This window comes from Asaia sp. Ae19-3, from assembly GCF_059801175.1.
Genome location: NZ_JBCHWF010000001.1, coordinates 3,198,049 through 3,215,621, shown reverse-complemented (window position 1 = coordinate 3,215,621; position 17,573 = coordinate 3,198,049). Strand labels below are relative to the sequence as shown.

General features: G+C 60.9%; 15 protein-coding genes. 11 read left to right on the top strand and 4 right to left on the bottom strand.

The window, feature by feature from the left end; translation table 11 throughout:
- Nucleotides 1-7 precede the first annotated feature (7 nt).
- From AAID99_RS14165 to AAID99_RS14115, 11 genes are read left to right on the top strand one after another with little or no spacing between them, the layout of a single operon-like run.
- Nucleotides 8-787, top strand: a complete 780-nt coding sequence (locus tag AAID99_RS14165; protein WP_498494209.1) for a prepilin peptidase — start codon at nt 8-10, stop codon at nt 785-787.
- Nucleotides 780-2,465, top strand: coding sequence for a GspE/PulE family protein (locus AAID99_RS14160; RefSeq protein WP_498494208.1), 1,686 nt, complete (start codon nt 780-782; stop codon nt 2,463-2,465). Before AAID99_RS14165 ends, AAID99_RS14160 begins: the two co-directional genes overlap by 8 nt.
- A 4-nt stretch (nt 2,466-2,469) precedes the next feature.
- Complete coding sequence (locus tag AAID99_RS14155; RefSeq protein WP_498494207.1) at nt 2,470-3,696, top strand: type II secretion system F family protein; 1,227 nt, start codon at nt 2,470-2,472, stop codon at nt 3,694-3,696.
- Nucleotides 3,686-4,108, top strand: a complete 423-nt coding sequence (locus AAID99_RS14150) for a pilus assembly FimT family protein (RefSeq protein ID WP_498494206.1) — start codon at nt 3,686-3,688, stop codon at nt 4,106-4,108. Before AAID99_RS14155 ends, AAID99_RS14150 begins: the two co-directional genes overlap by 11 nt.
- Nucleotides 4,105-4,503 carry a PulJ/GspJ family protein gene (locus tag AAID99_RS14145; protein WP_498494205.1) on the top strand — a complete coding sequence of 133 codons (399 nt, stop codon included), beginning with the start codon at nt 4,105-4,107 and terminating at the stop codon, nt 4,501-4,503. Before AAID99_RS14150 ends, AAID99_RS14145 begins: the two co-directional genes overlap by 4 nt.
- Nucleotides 4,500-5,087 carry a prepilin-type N-terminal cleavage/methylation domain-containing protein gene (locus tag AAID99_RS14140; RefSeq protein WP_498494203.1) on the top strand — a complete coding sequence of 196 codons (588 nt, stop codon included), beginning with the start codon at nt 4,500-4,502 and terminating at the stop codon, nt 5,085-5,087. The genes AAID99_RS14145 and AAID99_RS14140 overlap by 4 nt, the downstream gene beginning before the upstream one ends.
- A 19-nt stretch (nt 5,088-5,106) precedes the next feature.
- Complete coding sequence (locus AAID99_RS14135) at nt 5,107-6,183, top strand: PilN domain-containing protein (protein WP_498494202.1); 1,077 nt, start codon at nt 5,107-5,109, stop codon at nt 6,181-6,183.
- On the top strand, nt 6,180-6,767 hold the full coding sequence (gene gspM, locus AAID99_RS14130; RefSeq protein ID WP_498494201.1) for a type II secretion system protein GspM: 588 nt from the start codon (nt 6,180-6,182) through the stop codon (nt 6,765-6,767). Before AAID99_RS14135 ends, gspM begins: the two co-directional genes overlap by 4 nt.
- Nucleotides 6,764-7,267: a general secretion pathway protein GspN gene (locus AAID99_RS14125; protein ID WP_188426805.1), complete on the top strand. Its 504-nt coding sequence runs from the start codon at nt 6,764-6,766 to the stop codon at nt 7,265-7,267. The genes gspM and AAID99_RS14125 overlap by 4 nt, the downstream gene beginning before the upstream one ends.
- Nucleotides 7,264-9,627: a type II secretion system secretin GspD gene (gene gspD, locus AAID99_RS14120; RefSeq protein WP_229719829.1), complete on the top strand. Its 2,364-nt coding sequence runs from the start codon at nt 7,264-7,266 to the stop codon at nt 9,625-9,627. Before AAID99_RS14125 ends, gspD begins: the two co-directional genes overlap by 4 nt.
- Nucleotides 9,624-10,439 carry a type II secretion system minor pseudopilin gene (locus AAID99_RS14115; protein WP_188426804.1) on the top strand — a complete coding sequence of 272 codons (816 nt, stop codon included), beginning with the start codon at nt 9,624-9,626 and terminating at the stop codon, nt 10,437-10,439. The genes gspD and AAID99_RS14115 overlap by 4 nt, the downstream gene beginning before the upstream one ends.
- Before the next feature lie 57 nt (nt 10,440-10,496).
- Here AAID99_RS14115 and AAID99_RS14110 read toward each other — a convergent pair whose 3' ends face one another.
- The 4 genes from AAID99_RS14110 to AAID99_RS14095 all read right to left on the bottom strand — a co-directional run bounded on the left by AAID99_RS14110 (nt 10,497) and on the right by AAID99_RS14095 (nt 17,467).
- Nucleotides 10,497-11,855 carry a glucosyltransferase domain-containing protein gene (locus AAID99_RS14110; RefSeq protein WP_188426803.1) on the bottom strand — a complete coding sequence of 453 codons (1,359 nt, stop codon included), beginning with the start codon at nt 11,853-11,855 and terminating at the stop codon, nt 10,497-10,499.
- Nucleotides 11,856-12,214: 359 nt separating this feature from the next.
- Nucleotides 12,215-12,919 (bottom strand): IS6 family transposase, encoded by a 705-nt coding sequence (locus tag AAID99_RS14105; RefSeq protein ID WP_498494199.1) that lies wholly within the window; start codon nt 12,917-12,919, stop codon nt 12,215-12,217.
- 304 nt (nt 12,920-13,223) lie between these two features.
- A complete protein-coding gene (locus tag AAID99_RS14100; protein ID WP_188426801.1) occupies nt 13,224-14,111 on the bottom strand; it encodes a response regulator transcription factor in 888 nt (295 codons plus the stop codon).
- A complete protein-coding gene (locus AAID99_RS14095) occupies nt 14,108-17,467 on the bottom strand; it encodes an ATP-binding protein (protein ID WP_229719828.1) in 3,360 nt (1,119 codons plus the stop codon). Before AAID99_RS14095 ends, AAID99_RS14100 begins: the two co-directional genes overlap by 4 nt.
- Nucleotides 17,468-17,573 lie beyond the last annotated feature (106 nt).

Below are 17,573 nucleotides of genomic sequence, written 5' to 3'. Positions count from 1 at the left end.
GAGCGCCATGATCGCCTTGCCGTCCATCACGACATCGCTCGTCATCTCCTCCCCCTTTATCGGGTCATTCCTCGGTGTGCTTGCCTGGCGCCTGCCCGAAGGGCGGTCACCATTCTTCAACCGGTCGCGCTGTCCGTTCTGCAATGGCGTGCTCAGGGTTTGCGAACTCATCCCGCTCGTGAGCTACGCCGTGCAGAAAGGCCGTTGCCGCCAGTGCCAGGCGCCGATCGACAAATTCCATCCGCTCATGGAAGTCGCTGCCCTGGTCGTCGCCGGAAGCGCCGATCTGGCAACGCATTTCGACCCCACAGGCAACAGCTCGATCCACATCATGGCACAGGGCTGTCTATTCGGATGGGTGCTGCTGCTATTGGCGGCCATAGATCTGCGCAGCCATACCTTGCCTGATTATCTGACCCAGCCCCTTCTTGGCGTCGGTCTTCTCTTTGCAGCCCTTCAGGGCAGAACGAATTTTCACATCCACACCCTTACAGCCCTGCTGTCATGGCTCGTCTTCGAGGGGCTGGCGACGCTTTACCGTGCGCTGCGCCATCGCGAGGGGTTGGGTGGTGGCGATGCGAAGCTGATCGCTGCAGGGGGCGGCTGGCTGGGACCTCTTCTTCTGCCCGAAATCATCGGTTCCGCCGCCATCATGACCCTCATCGCGGCGGCAATCAGCACAAAAGGCAGGCTGAAAGGCGCCATGAAAATCCCGCTCGGCCCGGGTCTTTCTCTGGCCCTCTGGGGGGGATGGCTGATCGAGACCTCAGGCCTCGCCTATGCCTGACCAGGCACTCGATGCCCTCTCCGCCCTGCTCGTCGAAACCGGACGCTGCGATCGCCGCGCCATAGAACGCGCCGAACGCGCTGCCGAGCAAAGTGGCGGTCGGCTTGACCATATCCTGCTCCAGCTCGGTCTGGTGTCAGAAGGGCTCATGGCAGCAAGCTATGCCGAGCTGCTGGCCCTGCCTCAGGCTTCTGCTGCACACTACCCGCCAGAACCGGTCCTGTCAGAGACCCTCTCGACGCGTTTTCTGCGCGACGCCCATGTCGTGCCTCTGGGCGTCGAGGGCGATACGCTGCGCCTTGCGATGCGCGACCCACTCGACAGCTTCACTCCCGACGCACTCGAAGCCGCAACCGGCCTGACGATTGCGCCCCATGTCGCTCTCCCCCTCGAACTTGAGGCCGCGCTCGACCGCCTCTATCCGCGAGACGTAGCCGAACCCCCCAGCGACACCCAGGATGAGGCACCCCTCGAAGACGATGCAGAGCGGCTGAAGGATCTCGCTTCCGAAGCCCCTGTCATACGCCTCGTCAACCAGATCATCAGCCGCGCCGTCGAGACACGCGCCTCCGATATTCATATCGAGCCCTTCGAAGACAGGCTGCGTGTGCGCTATCGCTATGACGGCGTTCTTCATGAAGTAGAGACGCTTTCAGCGCAGCTCATTCCGGCCGTTCTGTCGCGCGTCAAGATCATGGCGCGGCTCGATATCGCCGAAAGGCGCCTGCCTCAGGATGGGCGTATCAAGCTTGCCGTACGCGGCCATGAAATCGATTTCCGTGTATCGACCATCCCCTCGCTTCATGGCGAAACACTCGTCCTGCGCGTGCTCGACCGCTCCAGCGTGCGCTTCGACTATGCGACACTCGGCCTTTCCGACAAACTTGTCGCGAGATTGCGTGACCTGCTGGCCCTGCCCAATGGCATCGTGCTCGTCACTGGCCCCACAGGCTCTGGCAAGACCACCACGCTCTATACGGGCCTGACCGATCTCAATGCCGTCACACGCAAGCTGGTCACGATCGAAGACCCGATCGAATACCAACTGGCCGGGATCAACCAGGTTCAGGTCAAACCCCAGATCGGGCTCAGTTTTGCAGCCCTGCTCCGTTCCATCCTGCGTCAGGACCCTGATGTGATCATGGTGGGCGAGATACGCGATGGCGAGACGGCGCAGATTGCGGTGCAGGCCGCACTGACCGGCCATCTGGTTCTGTCCACGCTCCATACGAACTCCGCCTCTGCCGCCGTGATCCGCCTGCGTGACATGGGGGTGGAAGACTATCTCATGACCGCCGTGCTGCGTGGCGTTCTGGCGCAGCGTCTGGTCAGACGGCTCTGCCCGCATTGCAAGACAGGCCACACACCGCCCGACGCGTTGATCGACCGTCTGGGTCTGCGCGCGCTCACCAATGGCGCACCAGTCACCCTCTATCAGGCAACAGGCTGCCCGCATTGCCGACAGACGGGGTATCTGGGTCGTCTTGCCATCGCTGAGCTGCTTGAACCCGATGAAACCATCGAAAAGCTGATTTTCGAGCGCGCCGATCATCTGGCCATAGAGCGCGCCGCAATCGCGGCCGGAATGGAGCCGCTTTTCACGGCGGGTCTAAGGGCAGCGCTTGCGGGTGAAACCACGCTTGAAGACGTGACGCGCAGCGTCCGCGCCACGGTCTGAACGCGTGGTGGACTACGCCTACAAGGCCATAGACTCTCAAGGCACCCTGCTGAGCGGATCACTCGACGCCCGGAGCGAAGCCGAGGCGATCGCTGCCCTGCGCCGGCTCGGTCATATCCCGGTCACGCTCGGCCCGGCACGCCCGACAGGACTGAGTCAAATTCTCTCCGGCGTTTCGTTCTCTCTCTCTCGGCGCGACCTGACACGCGGCGAACTGGCCATACTGACGCGTGAACTCGCCGTGATGCTGGGCGCCGGACAGGATATCGACCGTGCCCTGCGTTTTCTGATCGAAACGGCACAGGGCGCACGCCAGAAGACCGTTCTGAACGCCGTGCGCGACCAGCTGCGAGACGGGCGCGCCCTGCATCTGGCGATGGGCGCTTCACCCCGAAGTTTCCCCAGACTTTATCTCGGCATGGTGCGGGCTGCCGAAGCCACGGGCGATCTGGCGCCCACCATGGAGCGTCTGGCGACACTGCTCGAACGCGAACGCGCCCTGGCCAGTACCGTGCAATCGGCCATGATCTATCCGGCCATTCTCACCCTTGCCGCCATCGGTTCGGTCACGCTGCTGCTGACAAAGGTCCTGCCGCAATTCACGCCACTCTTTGCCCAGAATGGCGTCGCCCTGCCTGCCTCCACACGGCTCCTGACCGAGACTGGTGCATTGATCGGCCATTATGGCGTGTTCGGCCTGATCGCAATCGGGCTTCTGGCGCTGGTGGCACGGCTGCTGCTCGCCCGACCCGGGATCAGGCGCGTAGTCGATCGCCTGATCCTGCGCCTGCCAGGCCTCGGGGCGCTGAGCCGTGAAATTCTGGCGGCCCGTCTGGCGCGTATTCTGGGCACGCTTCTGGTCAATGGCGTGCCACTTCTGACGGCGCTGGGCATCGTGCGCGAGGCTCTGGGCAATCGGGCGGCCATTGCGGCCATTGATGCTGCAACAGACAGCGCCCGGCAGGGGGCGGGACTGTCGGCCACGCTCGACCGGGCAGGGATCTTTCCACGCAGGCTGATCCATCTGCTGCAGCTCGGTGAGGAAACAGCGCAGCTCGGCCCCATGGCCTTGCGTGCGGCCGATATCCACGAGGAACAGGCCCGGATCGCCATACAGCGCCTCGTGGCCATTCTCGTACCTGCCATCACCATCGTCATGGGGCTGATGGTTGCCGGTATCGTCTCTTCGCTTCTGCTTGCCATGCTGAGCCTGAACGATCTTGCCCAGTAGAGATCATGCCCAGAGCGGCTTCACCCTTCTGGAAATGCTGGTTGTACTCGCCATCATGGCAGCGCTCGGGGCGCTGCTGGTCGCACGTGGCCCCACCCATTCCGCCCGTCTCGAACTGCGCAGCGCCGCACGCGAACTCGCTTCGGGTCTGCGCGAGGCGCATATGCGTGCGCTCTATTCCGGCCAGACGCAGATCTTCAGCATCGACCCGACGCGGCAAAACTATGGCGTCATCGGCACCGTGCCGCATGCCCTGCCGAAAATCGGCTATCTTCCCGTCACGTCGAGCCATTTCGTCTTCTATGCCGATGGGAGCGCCGCCGGCCCGGTCATAACGCTTGTCGACGGGCCGAACAGGATTGCCCTGGGAGTCAACTGGCTGACCGGCGCGGTAGAGGCCCGTGGCGGATGAAAAAGACGCCAGATCACGAGGCAGGCTTCACCCTGATCGAGGTGCTGATCGCTTTCATCATCGTCATGCTGTCTCTTGGCGTGCTCTATCGCGGCATGCTCGATGGGGTGGGGGCCACTCACCTGGCCAATGCCACGCATGAGGCGCTGTCACGCGCGCAGTCGCATATGGCGGCCATAGGCCATGGCATGCGTCTGGGGGCTCATGAGCAGAGCGGCGAAGATGGCAGCGGCTTTCGCTGGAAGGTGGTGATGATACCGCAGCAACAGCTTGCCGGTATGGTGCTCTATCATGTCGCCGTGACGGAATCCTGGCCCGACCCGATGACCGGGTCGGGACGTCGTGCGCTCACCCTCACCACGCTTCGCCTCGGCGCCCCGGAAACACCGTCATGAGCCGGTGCCGCCAGAAGGAAGCCGGTTTCACCCTGCTCGAAATGCTGATCGCTCTGGTCGTGTTCTCGATCGTCATGCTGGTCCTGCGTCAGGGGTTCAATGCGGCCACGCGCGTTTTCGAGAAGCAACGCACCTCTCTTTCGGCACAGGGCGATCTGGGAGCTGTCGATCGCTTTCTGCGCCAGCTGATCGCCACTGCCGACCCCGGTGCCGGGCAGGAAGGGCCGCTCTTCGTGGGCAGGGCGCATGGTCTGGTTCTGCGCGGCCCGACACCGCACGCCCTGGATGATAGTCCTGAAGCGCGCGCGGACATGCGACTCTCTGTTGATGAGGCACACCGGCTTGTGCTGATCTGGACACCTCACCGACACGTGATCGAGCCCACCCCGACCCCTCGCACCCGGATCCTGCTTGAGGGCCTCACGGGCCTCGATTGCAGCTACTACTCAGACGGACACTGGAACACGACATGGTACGGCAACAAACTGCCCCAGCTTGTGCGGCTGCGCCTGCATTTTGCAGAAGGCGATCCACGTCACTGGCCCGATATCGTTGCGGCTCCCCTGCTGGACCCGATGCCATGAGCGCAAAGAACGGCGCTTCATGACACCGCGTATGTTCTTGCTCTGGTGGGGGCGTCAGCTTTTTTCCCTGATCCCGCAGCGCCTCAGGGAAACACGTTTCATCCCTGCCCGACCGGTCCTGTCTGCTGTGCCACAGGAGAACCATCTCGCGCTCACCCTCTCCTTACGCGGCAAGACCATGGCTCTGGGCAGGCTGGGCCTTTCTGACGCGGAAGATGACGAGACGCGCTCACGCTGTCAGAACGCCCTGAAAAAAGCCTCACGACCCGCGCGGCTGATCATGATCCTTCCCGAGACGCAGATCATGCAACGCAGCGTGACCCTGCCTCTGGCTGCAGAAAACGATCTGAAAACGGTGCTGGGTTTCGAGATGGATCGCCTCACCCCGTTCCCTGCCGAAACGCTCTTCTGGAGCCATGCGGTAACGCATCGTGATCCCTCCCAGAAGACCGTCTCACTCAGCCTTTCTCTGGCCAGACGCGCGCTTGTCGAACCGCTTCTGACGCCGCTTTCGGCGCTTGGTCGCAGCCCGGAAAGGCTCGAAAACGCCAGCGGCTCAAAACAGATCTTGCTCTCGCCCCAACGGGGAAAAGCGCGTCTGGGCCTCTCAGACCCGCGCCGTCTGGCATGGGCAGGCGGCGCCTTTATGCTCGTCGTGCTGATAACCCTCGGTTTCTGGCAGCAATCGCTGCGTCTGAACCGCCTTGACGCCGAAATGGCCGCCTTACGCCCTGCTGCCCGGCAGGCGAGCGCCCTGCGACGCCAGATCGAAGACCATCAGGCAGAAGCGAGGATCATGGATCAGGCGCGCCAGCGCTGGGGGGATCCTCTCGTTATTCTGGCGGCACTGACCGATGCTCTTTCCGACCGCTCCTATCTCACCGATCTGAGCCTGCGACAGGGGCAGCTGCTGATCAGCGGGCAATCCTCGGAACCGACCGCCCTCATTCAGACCCTGAGCCGCACGCCGCTCTTCCATAATCCCGCCTTCATCGCGCCAGTGACACATCTCTCGGGCCAGAATGCCAGCCTGTTCTCGATCCGGACCGATATCGGCACGCCGAAAAGCGGCAGACCCGAGGGCGCCACTCCATGAAGGCATCGTCTTCGTCCCTTCCCGAAGGCCGCCGCGGGCAGATACTCGCCTGCGCGCTGCTGGTGATCGCTCTTTTTCTGGTCTGGAGCGTCGCGCTTGGCCCGGTCTTCGGGCTTTATGCGGCACGCGCGCACCGCATCGCAGTGGCAGAGGAGACACTCGAGCGCATGCGCCATCTGCAGGAGATCCTGCCTCATCTGCGCCTGACCGCAGCCCGTCTCCCGCAAGAGGGTTCGCGCCTGATCGAGGGCAGCAGTGATGCCATTGCAGGCGCAAATCTGCAGGATCTGGTGCAGAAGATCGCCAGCACTCAGGGGGCCGATCTGGGCAGCACCGAGACCCTCACTCCGGTCAGGGACGGGCATTATCGCCGCATCGGGCTGCATATCACCCTGACCGCGCCCTATGCGGTGCTGGTGCATGTGCTGACGTCATTTGAAACCAGCACACCGGCCATGGTGAGCGATGCGCTGCATCTGCATGAAGCAGAAAGCGAAGGCGCTGCGCCTGACAGCATGAGCTGCGACATGAATGTCTTTGCCTATCGCCGCGACACCGGAGCACAGAAAGGCAGCGCCCCATGATGCGTTTCCCTGACCGCCTCTGGCTGCTTTTCCTTCTGGCGGGCCTCCAGACGACGCCGGGGCTCGCTGCGCCGCCAGCCCCTGTCGAGACACTTCTGACCCGGCAGGAGCAGATACTGGCCCGCCCGCTTTTCACCCCGACAAGACGGCCGCCGCCAAGCACTGCCATGATGGCCGGTACGCCGCGTCTCTCGGCCATTATCGACGGCACCGGCCCGCAGCGTGCCATCTTCATGCTTCCGGGCCGCGATCGCGGGGTCGTCGTGCCGGTGAACGGTGTCATCGGGGCGTGGCAGGTAACCGGAATCGAAAACGGCGCCGTACGCATCAGGGACGGACATGGCGAGAGAGTGCTCCGCCCCGACCGTGAGCGTACCGAGCATGCCGCACCAAACCCGCTTCCCTTTGCCCCTTCATCGCAACCCGCCCCACGACCCGAGCCCGATTTCGCTCCGCCCGCCTCTTCTCTCGACAACGCTCCACCAGGTATGCCGCAATGATTTTCCAGCCTCGCGCTCTCTCCCGTTTTCGCTTTTCCCGCGCGCGCGCTGTCACCTTCGTATCAAGCACCGCGCTTTGTGCCGTCATGCTTGTGGGTCTGTCGGGCTGCGACAAGGGGCCTCCAAAGGTCAAGCCGCTCGGCGGCCCACTGCCTCTGTCAGGCCTGTCGCAGGATCTCTCTGAAGGACGTCTCACAAAGGGCACGACACCTGGACAGGCTCAGACCAGCCTCGGTCGGGCGGCACTCCCCAGCCTGCCGGTTGCGGGCAGCACCACGGGTATCGGCCAGATCTCGCTGAACTTTGCCGATACCGATATCCGCGACGCGGTCGCTCAGATCCTGAATGATATCCTGCACGTCAATTATGCCATCGATCCGGCTGTCAGAGGGCAGGTTACGCTGCGCACCAGCGAGCCTCTGACCAATGCGCAGATTCTACCCGCCCTGCAGGTTCTGCTGTCCCAGGTTCATGCCGTTCTGATTCATTCCGACGGGCTTTATCGCGTAGTGCCCAGCCAGTCGGCACCGGGCGCAGCACAAGGCGCGGTCGCGGGCATGGCAGACAGCCTCTCGATGGGCGGCGAGGTGATGGTGGCCCTGCGTTATGCCCAGGCCAGCAATCTGGCTCACGCCCTGCAGCCTTTCGTGCAGAACGGTGCGCGTGTCACACCGGTCGAAAGCGGCAATGCGCTGCTCGTGAGCGGCGACCCTTCGGCACGCAACGCGCTGATCGAGGTGATCCGGGCTTTTGACGTCGACTGGCTGAGCGCACAATCCTACGCTTTGCTGCCTGTCGATTCCGGCAACGCCAAAGACATGGCAACGGCTCTGCAAAGCGCTCTGCACGGCACCAACAACTCCCTGTCGCAACTCGTGCAGGTTCTGCCGCTGAGCCGCGTCAATGCTGTTCTCGTGGTCTCGCGCACGCCACGCTACATCGAGGATGCCAGACGCCTCTTTGCGCTGATCGAACGTCACAGGCGCGCGACCGTCCGCAGCTGGCATATTTTCTATGTGCAGAATTCAAGCGTGAATGATGTCACATACACGCTGCAGCAGGCTTTTACCCCCGAGAATGTCACGGCCCTGCCCCCTGGCAGCACCAGCGGCACAGGCCAGAACACGCAGACGGGGTTCACAGGTGCCATGTCGAGCGCCGTAGGTGGCGGTGCAGGCGGCGGCACAGGAGGGCTTGGGGGCGCGACGGGGCTCGCAGGCGGTCTTACGGGCAATCAGGGTACGACCGGCCTTGGGGGAAATGCCACGACAGGGCTTGGACAGACTACGGGCCAGAGCACGCAGCAGGCGGCGCTGAACAACCCTCTTCTGGGAGGGCTGGACAGTAGCGGAAGCAATGGTGAGAAAAACACCGATACGCTGCGTATTCTCTCCAACGCACAGCATAATGCCATTCTCGTCTTCGCTACCGATCAGGAGAGTGACGAGGTCGACCAGATGCTGCGGCGTATCGATGTCATGCCGCTTCAGGTGCGTATCGATGCGGTTGTGGCCGAGGTCCAGCTCAATGACGCGCTGCAATATGGCACACAGTTCTTTTTCAAATCCGGTGGCATCAATGGTGTGCTGAGCAATAACAGCCAGAGCATCACGGCAGGCACGCTGGCGACGGCGGCTTTCAGCCATACCCTGCCCGGCTTCATCATCGGTGGGGCGAGTGGTGGTGGCGCGCCTTTTGCAATTGACGCGCTGCAGAATGTCACCACCGTGCATGTGCTGTCTTCACCGCAGCTCATGGTGCTCGACAACCGGGCAGCGCGTCTTCAGGTAGGTCAGCTCGTACCGGTGCAGATCGGGTCGCAATCGAGCACGATCGGCACGTCCGTTTATAACCAGTTTACCTATCAGCCGACCGGGGTGATCATGGAAGTGACCCCCCATGTCAGCCAGAGCGGGCTGGTAACGCTCGATGTCTCGCAAGAGGTGAGTTCGGTCAGTGCCAATGCGGCAAGCAACAGCAGCAGCGCTGCAAACCCCACCTTCAATGATCGCTCGGTCAATTCACGCGTCGTGGTTCAGGACGGCCAGACAGTCGGCCTTGCCGGACTGATCACCGAGAACTCGAGCCGGGCCAATAGCGGCATTCCATGGCTCAAGAATATCCCCGTGCTCGGCTTTCTGGCGGGCACCCAGAACAACAGCCGTCAGCGCACAGAACTGCTTATCCTGATCACACCGCATGTCATCCATGACCAGCGCGAGGCTGTCGATCTGATGGAAGACCTGCGCGACACCCACCCCAATGCTGCCGACGTGCCCAATGAGCTGACGCCGATGCATGGCACGGGTAGTGCGGACCCGCAAAAGCGCATTCGCGAAAGCCTCAGGCTGGATCATTGAGCGCCATACGAAAGAAGCACGAGGGCGGTTTTGCGCTGCTGATTACGCTCTGGACGCTGGCCGGGCTGTCTTTTCTCGTAGCCATGATTCTGGCCAGCGCAGGGTCGGAACTGCGTGAAACGCGGCTTTTACGCCGCACGGCCCAGATGGACAGCGTTGCAGAGGGGGGCATCTGGACCGGTGTTTTTCACGAACTCGGCCCGGAGAAAAACCGCTGGAGCAGCGATGGTACCCCGCACACACTGATGCAGGATGGCATGAAGCTGACGATCAGGGTGCAGTCACAGGCAAGCCGCATCAACCCCAACATAGCGCCACGCCCATTGCTGGCTGCGCTTTTGCAACAAGGCGGCGCGACACCTCCGCAAGCCGACGCGCTTGCTGGCGATATCGTCGCATGGCGCAGCAGAAGTCAGAACAACGACCCGAATGAGCAGAAACGCTTTCTGGGCGCTGGCCTCTCCTATCGGCCCCCTCATGCGCCCTTCCAGTCTCTTCAGGAGCTCGCACTCGTGCCCGGCATGACGGCGCCTCTGCTCGACCGTCTGCTGCCGCATCTCTCCCTGACCCAGACAGAAGATCTCCGCCTGCCTCTGACAGACCCTGTCGCCCGCGCTGCCCTCGCCCGTTCGGGAATGGCTCCGCTGCCCCCGCTCCAGCCGGGTCAGGCCCATGGCACAAGCGTCGATATTCTCGTCAGGGTGGAAGACGGTCAGGGAGGCGCGGTCGAACGCCGGGCCTCTTTTCTTCTGACCGGCGATAACGGACGTGACACTCCCGATATCCTGCGACTGGCACAGATGACCCGCTGACAACCGACGCTGACCTGTCCAGTACCGCCCTCGCGACAAGCGGGACGGGAGAAAAAATTAGTAATCAAGATTCCTGATAAGCTTCATCCGCAGATAATAGACGCCTTTCGTGTCCGGGCTGGAGACGAGGATACCGTCAGTCAGCTTTATATCGTCCAGATGGCTGTTCCTGATGACCGTCATCGCCATGCCCTTGGGAGTCCAGCTGTTGTCGATGGAAAGACCACCAAACTCGAAGCGCCTGAAGCGGGAATAGGCAGCGCTATCGACATCCCGTATGTCGAAATCGACCGGCTGCCCATGAGGAACAGACTTCAGGGCCTGAGCGAGTTCGGCCATCTGTCTCTGCTGTGGCGCGATGATATAGTGCTCGATATTAAAATCCGCAGAAAAGACGATCAGAAAAACAACGAATGGGAACACATAGCGATAATTCGCACGGAAGATGTGGAACAGACCATTGAAGAAAAGCACAACGAAAATCGTTTCCAGTCCGACCAGCGTCCTGTAGGGCGAAGACGTTTCCGCAACGATGAGGTTTGGCGCATAGATTGCGAGGCAAAACGCGAATACCAGAACGATCTTGGTCGGAAATCCGATTTTTCTCGGTGTGTACCAGATGCCATATAAAATCAGAAGGGCGCTCAAGACACCATAAAGCGTAGAGCGGTGTATATTATAGTTCTGGATCGACTGCGCGACCGGATTATTTATGAACCACAATATCTTGTGGAAGACATGATGCTCCAACCCGTCTCTTCCGGTCGACCCGAAATAGGCTGTGTATATTTTCACATAGAGAAAATTAGTCGCCATGGCAGCGCCAAGAATGAGACCGTATCTGATGATCTCACTGAGTTTTCTGGACGGGTCGAAAAACGCCAAGAAGAAAACGAAAAAGACGAAGATCATCGCGGAGGGCTGATAGATGAAAAAACTCAGCGTCAGAAGAACATAGCCCAGACCCTCGTTTACTCTTCTATTTCCTCTATTTGTGCTGACAGCAAGAAAAGACAGGAATGCCAGACAAAGAGAAAGCGCAAACGGGTAGGTCATCGCCCATGCTGCGTATATCTGCATCGCGGGGAGAAAAGCGATACCGACTGCAATTGTCATGCGCTCATAAAGCGAATTGAACAGGTTGTTTCTTCTCAGATAGCTGCAAAACAGGACGGCATAGAGCGCGATGAAGATGACCGACAGCAAGCGGAACCAGGAAAATCCGGATACACTGCCGATCGTATAGGTCATCATCTGACGCAATGCGCCATATACCGGACGGCCTGACATTGCCTCCCACTGTATGCCCCATCCCGGCGACGTATAGTGATAATAGATCACTGAGAAATCGTCAGAAAATCCGTATCTGGACAGAAACACGAGAGAAAGACCCAGCATGATAAACAGGGACAGCAAAACATTTTCCGCTATTCCCGATTTTTTCTCTTCAGTGAAAAATTTCATTTCAATTATTCTGCCCTGGATATCTCTGGTCACGCACACCGATTGTCTCAGCCCTATAGGATAGATCGGCGCCTGCCCCATAGGGGAAATTCGTCGGGTAAGTTGAGACAAGATGAGACGACCGCCCGTAAGAAAGAGCAGTTTCTGTCGCATGCAGACCTTGCCGAAGAGAGCGGACTATATGACCAGCCAGATCTCCGCTGACAAGATCTTACGCCTGCCTCGCTATACCGCTAGGACCTTCGCCGTTGAGAAGACGAGAGCTGTCACGTTAACCGCCCCCGGCCGAGTGTTTTGTGTTTATGTCGAAATCAGACGCTGAGAGCGGTCGCGCTGCTCCACTGAGCGAAAGCCCTGATCTGGTGGATGTGACGCGAAAGAGTGGTGGTGACGGAGGCGGGCGGGACGAAGAGATTACGAATGGCCGAAAAGACGGAGACGAAGCGCTGACACCCGCCTGGTGAACGGAAGCGCTGCATGGTACGCTCGCGTTTTCGCAGGGGCAGATGGCTGTCCTCTGCCCTGTTGTTCAGACCCTTGTGCGAGAGATGCCGTATCGAAAGACGCATTTTGCGTCTGGCCGCCCCGTAGGATTTCAGCTTGTCAGTAATCAGGCGACCGGGGCGAAGCCCCTGCTGTTTCAGCAACCGTGTCAGAAGACGCCTTGCTGCTTTGGTATTCCGTCGGGTCTGCAGGATTTCATCGAGAACATACCCATCCTGATCGACTGCCCGCCATAGCCAGTGAGGCTTGCCACGGATCACAATCCGCACCTCGTCCAGGTGCCAGACATCATCCGGTCTTGCTGCCTTGCGACGCAGGGAGCGAGCGTAGGCTGTGCCGAACTTCAAGCTCCATCGACGGATCGTCTCATACAAGACGACAATGCCCCGCTCGAGCAGCTTTTCTTCGACAAGACGAAAGCTTAGCGGGAAACGGAAATAGAGCCAAACCGCATGAGCGATCAGTTCGCTCGGAAATCGGTGCCGCTTGTAGCTCACAGAGGACGCTCTCATCCCCAGCGTCTAACACGCCGCAGCTAAGGTGACAGCACCCCAGAGGGCAATGTATCGTCAAACGAAGGCACCGCCAGTGCTAGCCCCGAAGCGCAAAGACCGGTGACAGAATGCCGGGTTTCGAGGGGCTGGCAGCGCGGCTCTTGTTCGCTGAGCAGCAATTGATGGAACCCGCAATTTCTTTCCGCATGCTCAAGCAGACACGAGGCCTCTGGACGCAAACCAGCAAGCGGTATGATCTGACGAACAAAGATCCTGATCCTTGCACAGCCCTTGCCCTCCGTCGGGAACAGGCGGGGGCTCTCTATTCGTTTTCCCGAAGCAGGCGTGAGGCAGTTGCTGCAGCGGCGGCACGACCGCTAAACCCGGCCTTGTTATAGAGCTGCTCGGTATGTTTATCGATCGTGCGCGAACTGACCTTGAGGATATCGGCAATGTCGCGGCTCGATTTGCCACGGCTTATCCAAAGCAGCACTTCCGCCTCACGGGCACTCAGCCCGAGCTCTTTCTGCAGAACAATTTCCGGCGCAGCAGGAACGGGGGCAATCTTGAGCAGCAGGATTTCCGGCCCTTCGCGCCCGACAAGCAGGATCTTGTGCGGCGTGTCTTCCACCACCCAATGGCCCAGCAACGTGCCGGGAGCCAGATCGTCCAGATCGGGTGTGGCCAGCTCATCGAAGAGATCCACCGGCATGAGCGCCAGACGCTCGGCAGCCTGAGGCGTGCTCCAGGCAATCTGCCGACGCTGCATATCGAGCCCGAACAGATAGCGCCCGGCTCTGTCAAGCGCGGCATGAGCAGCCCGCACCTGCTGGCTCGCCGCCAGACGCACACGAATACGCGCAAGCACCTCGTCGAAATGAAAGGGTTTGGTCACATAATCCTGCGCGCCGACATCGAAGGCACGAAGCACATGCTCGATTTCGGTCAGCCCGGTCATGAAAATCACCGGCACTGCCGCAAGCTCGGGCTCTGCCGCCATGCGGGCGCAGACTTCCCATCCATCCATGCCCGGCATCATGGCATCGACCAGCGCCAGATCGGGCCGTCGATGCGCCATGATGGCAAAGGCTGCCGCGCCTGACTGCGCCAGCAGAACCGTAAACCCCGCCTCGTCGAGCGCAGCATCCATCATGCCGAGCGCCGCCGGATCATCATCGATCACCAATATGGTCGGGCGTTCGGTCGTCATGCGTCTTCTCCTGCGAGCATTGTTGCCAGCTCGGCCAGACGATAGCCCTGCGCGGCCTCACGCAAAGGCACCAGAGCCTCCTTCAGAGCTGGCTCGGCCTGTTCCAGCTCGTCCAGCGCCGCACGGAAACTGCGCAGATCACCGCGTTCGAGATGATGACGCAGCCCCTCGCGCTCTTCACCGCTCAGGCGACGTTCTTCCGCCGGTGACGCCTCGTCGCGCAGGAGCGACAGATCTTCAGATGCCAGATCGGAGTCCGTGCTTTCTGAACGAAGCGTCCATTCCAGCCCGAGAACACGCCCCATTGCCTCGAAAAGCGCCACGAAATCGACCGGCTTGCCAAGCACAGGGCAGTCATCGAGCGATGGCACACGCTGGGCCGCCAGTTCCGCCATGTTCCCGGTAATGAAAATGATCGGCATGACACCCGCATGCGTCTCCCTGATCGACAACGCCAGATCGCGCCCGTTCATGCCCGGCATCGAGAGATCCAGCAGCAGCAGATCGGGCTGATAGAGCGACAGGCGATTGAGACACTCCAGCGCATTGGCCGCGCATTCGATCTCAAACCCACGCGGCGTCAGCATGTCGGTCAGCATCTCCCTATGACGCGGGTTGTCATCGACAATCAGGATACGACGCGGCGGTCCTTTATACGCGACAGGGAGCTGCATCAGGCGCTGGGGAGCATTCTCCTCGCGATCCGAAAGAAAGAGCCTCACCCTAAAGCGCGTGCCGTGGCTGGCCGGGTCCTGCGAGGAGGAAAAGGTGAGTTCACCCCCCAGCACTTCTGTCAGCAGCCGTGTGATGGTCAGGCCCAGGCCAGTGCCCGGTATGGCATCGCCAGCAGCACGCTCGAAGGGCTCGAAGATACGCTCGTGATGCTCCGGCGCGATGCCCGGCCCGGTATCCTCGATCACGAATTCCGCAATCTGGCTGCGCCAGCTCACGCTGAGTGTGACCCTGCCAGCATCGGTAAACTTGATTGCGTTTGACAGCAGATTGAGCAGGATCTGACGCAGCCTGTGGGCATCGCCATTGACCATTTTCGGCAGAGTGCCGGGTGCGAAAACGAAATCGAGCCCTTTTGCCGCAGCCTGCGGCCGGACCATCTGCGCGACGGATTCCAGAAACTGCGCAAAGGGAATACGATCGCGATAGATCTCGATACGTCCCGCCTCGATACGGGAGATATCGAGCAGCCCCGTCAGCAATGCCGTCATATGATCACCACTCTCGCGAATGGTACGCAGCGCATTGAGACGCTCGGCCGGTATGCGGGGATCGGCTTCGAGTATCTGCGCATATCCCATGATGGTGTTGAGCGGTGCGCGTATCTCGTGGCTTATCCCGCTCAGAAACCGCGTCTTGGCATGGCTTGCGGCTTCGGCCTTCTCTCGTGCCTTGATCAGAGCCGCATCGGTGCGCTTATGGGCGGCTATCTCGTTGAGCAGCAGACGCGTCTGGCGCTCGGTTTCCTCGCCTGCAACACGCTGGCTCTCCTGCGCCAGAAGGATCAGCATCGAGCCGATGGCCGCGGCCATGCAGAGCAGAAGATAGGGATGCTCCTGCGCGAAAGAGGACAGAGCCAGCCCGCCCAGCACGGCAAAGACGAGCGCAAAGAGCAATAGAAACCTGCCAACAGGATGCCGCAAACCAGCGCCGATTGCCTTGGGCAGATAGTCGAGCGGGCGCGCAATCTGCCGGGCCATCCGGGTGGAAGGCGGTTTGCAGCGGTCATGGCAGCGTGCATCGAGCGAGCAGCAAAGCGAGCAGATCATGCCTGCATAAGCCGGGCAGAAAGCCATGTCGGGGGCTTCATAAGAGCGCTCGCACAGCACGCAATGGGCCTCACCCGCATGGGCGTGATGTTTCGAGGGGCGCCGAGCAAGATAGGTGCGGCTCCCCACAAGAACGGCGATGAGAGGGGCCACAAGCAGCGCCACCCCAAGCGAGATGAACGGCGCGAAAGCATGGGCCGCCACGCCGAGGCGCCCCCCAAGGGCCAGCAACCCCAGCAGCACGCCAGAGACTGTCGCCCCCAGCCCGACGGGGTTGAGATCAGGCAGCATGGCACGACGAAATTCGATCTGCTTCGGGCTCAGGCCCAAAGGCTTGCACACCACCAGATCAGCCACGATCGACCCCATCCATGCAGTGGCCAGCACGGCATAGAAAACAAGCCCCGTCTCGATAGTGCTCACAATGCCCGCTTCGAGCAGGATCAGCGCAAGACCGATGGTGAAGAAAATGTAGAAAACCCGCCCCGGATGACTATGGGTGAGGCGCGAGAAGAAATTCGACCAGGCCAGAGATCCCGCATAGGCATTGGTCAGATTGATCCGTGTCTGGGCGATCAGGATGAGCAGAAACGTGGCGAGCAGGGCAAAAAATGGCGGCAGAAACGTGCCATAGGCCAGACGATAGAGCGCCTGCGGCTGGGCGGCCTCGCTCGCATCAAGCCCCAGACGCAACGCAGCACAGGCCAGAAACGACCCTGCCAGGATCTTGACCGCATCGAGCACGACCCAGCCAGGCCCACCGATGAGAGCCGCCGCCCACCAGCCAAAACGGTTCTCCCGCGTGCGCTCGGGCAGAAAGCGCAGGAAATCGACCTGTTCCGCGCTCTGGCAGATCAGCACCATCATCACCGAGGCCGCGCTGCCGACAGAGAGCAGATTGAGCCCCGCCACCTTGGGGGACCCAGAAAAATGCACCCAGCTGCCGAGCCATTCGGGATGCAGGAACAGAGCGGCGAGCAGGGGAACCGTATTAAGCAAAAGCCAGAGCGGTGCCGTGAGGATCTGGAACCGCGCGATGAAACGAAACCCGCCTGCCGCCAGCGGAATGACGATCAGAGCCGCTATGAGATTGGTCATCCAGGGCGGCAGAGAGTCGATATGCGCAAGCATGGCAGCCAGAATGGCTGTTTCAATCCCGAAAAAAATGAAGGTGAAGCTGGCATAGATCAGCGAGGTAAGCGTCGAGCCGATATAGCCGAACCCCGTCCCTCGAGTGAGGAGATCGATATCGAGCCCGCTGCGCGCAGCCGCGATCGTGATCGGCAGGCTGACCAGAAAAATGACCAGACAGACGAGTGCCACCGCCGCTGCGACATTCCCGAAACCAAAAGCCAGGGTCAGCGTCGCACCGATCGCCTCGAGCGCCATGAACGAGATCGAGCCCAGCGCGGTCAGGGCCGCCCGCAGGGGTGATGCGGCCCGCGCGCTCTTGGCCGTAAAGCGCAGGGCATAATCCTCGGTCGATTGATCGGCGACCCAGCTATTATAGTCGCGCCGCATACGCACGATGCGCAGACGGCGCGCCTCCCCGCGCAGACGCGTATTGAGGGGCATCTTCATTCCATCGTCGAGTTAACAATATCCGCAGCATAGCGCACGATACGCAAGACTGCGTATAGGCCGCGGCACTTGTTTTGGGACCAAATCGGGCAGCATCCGA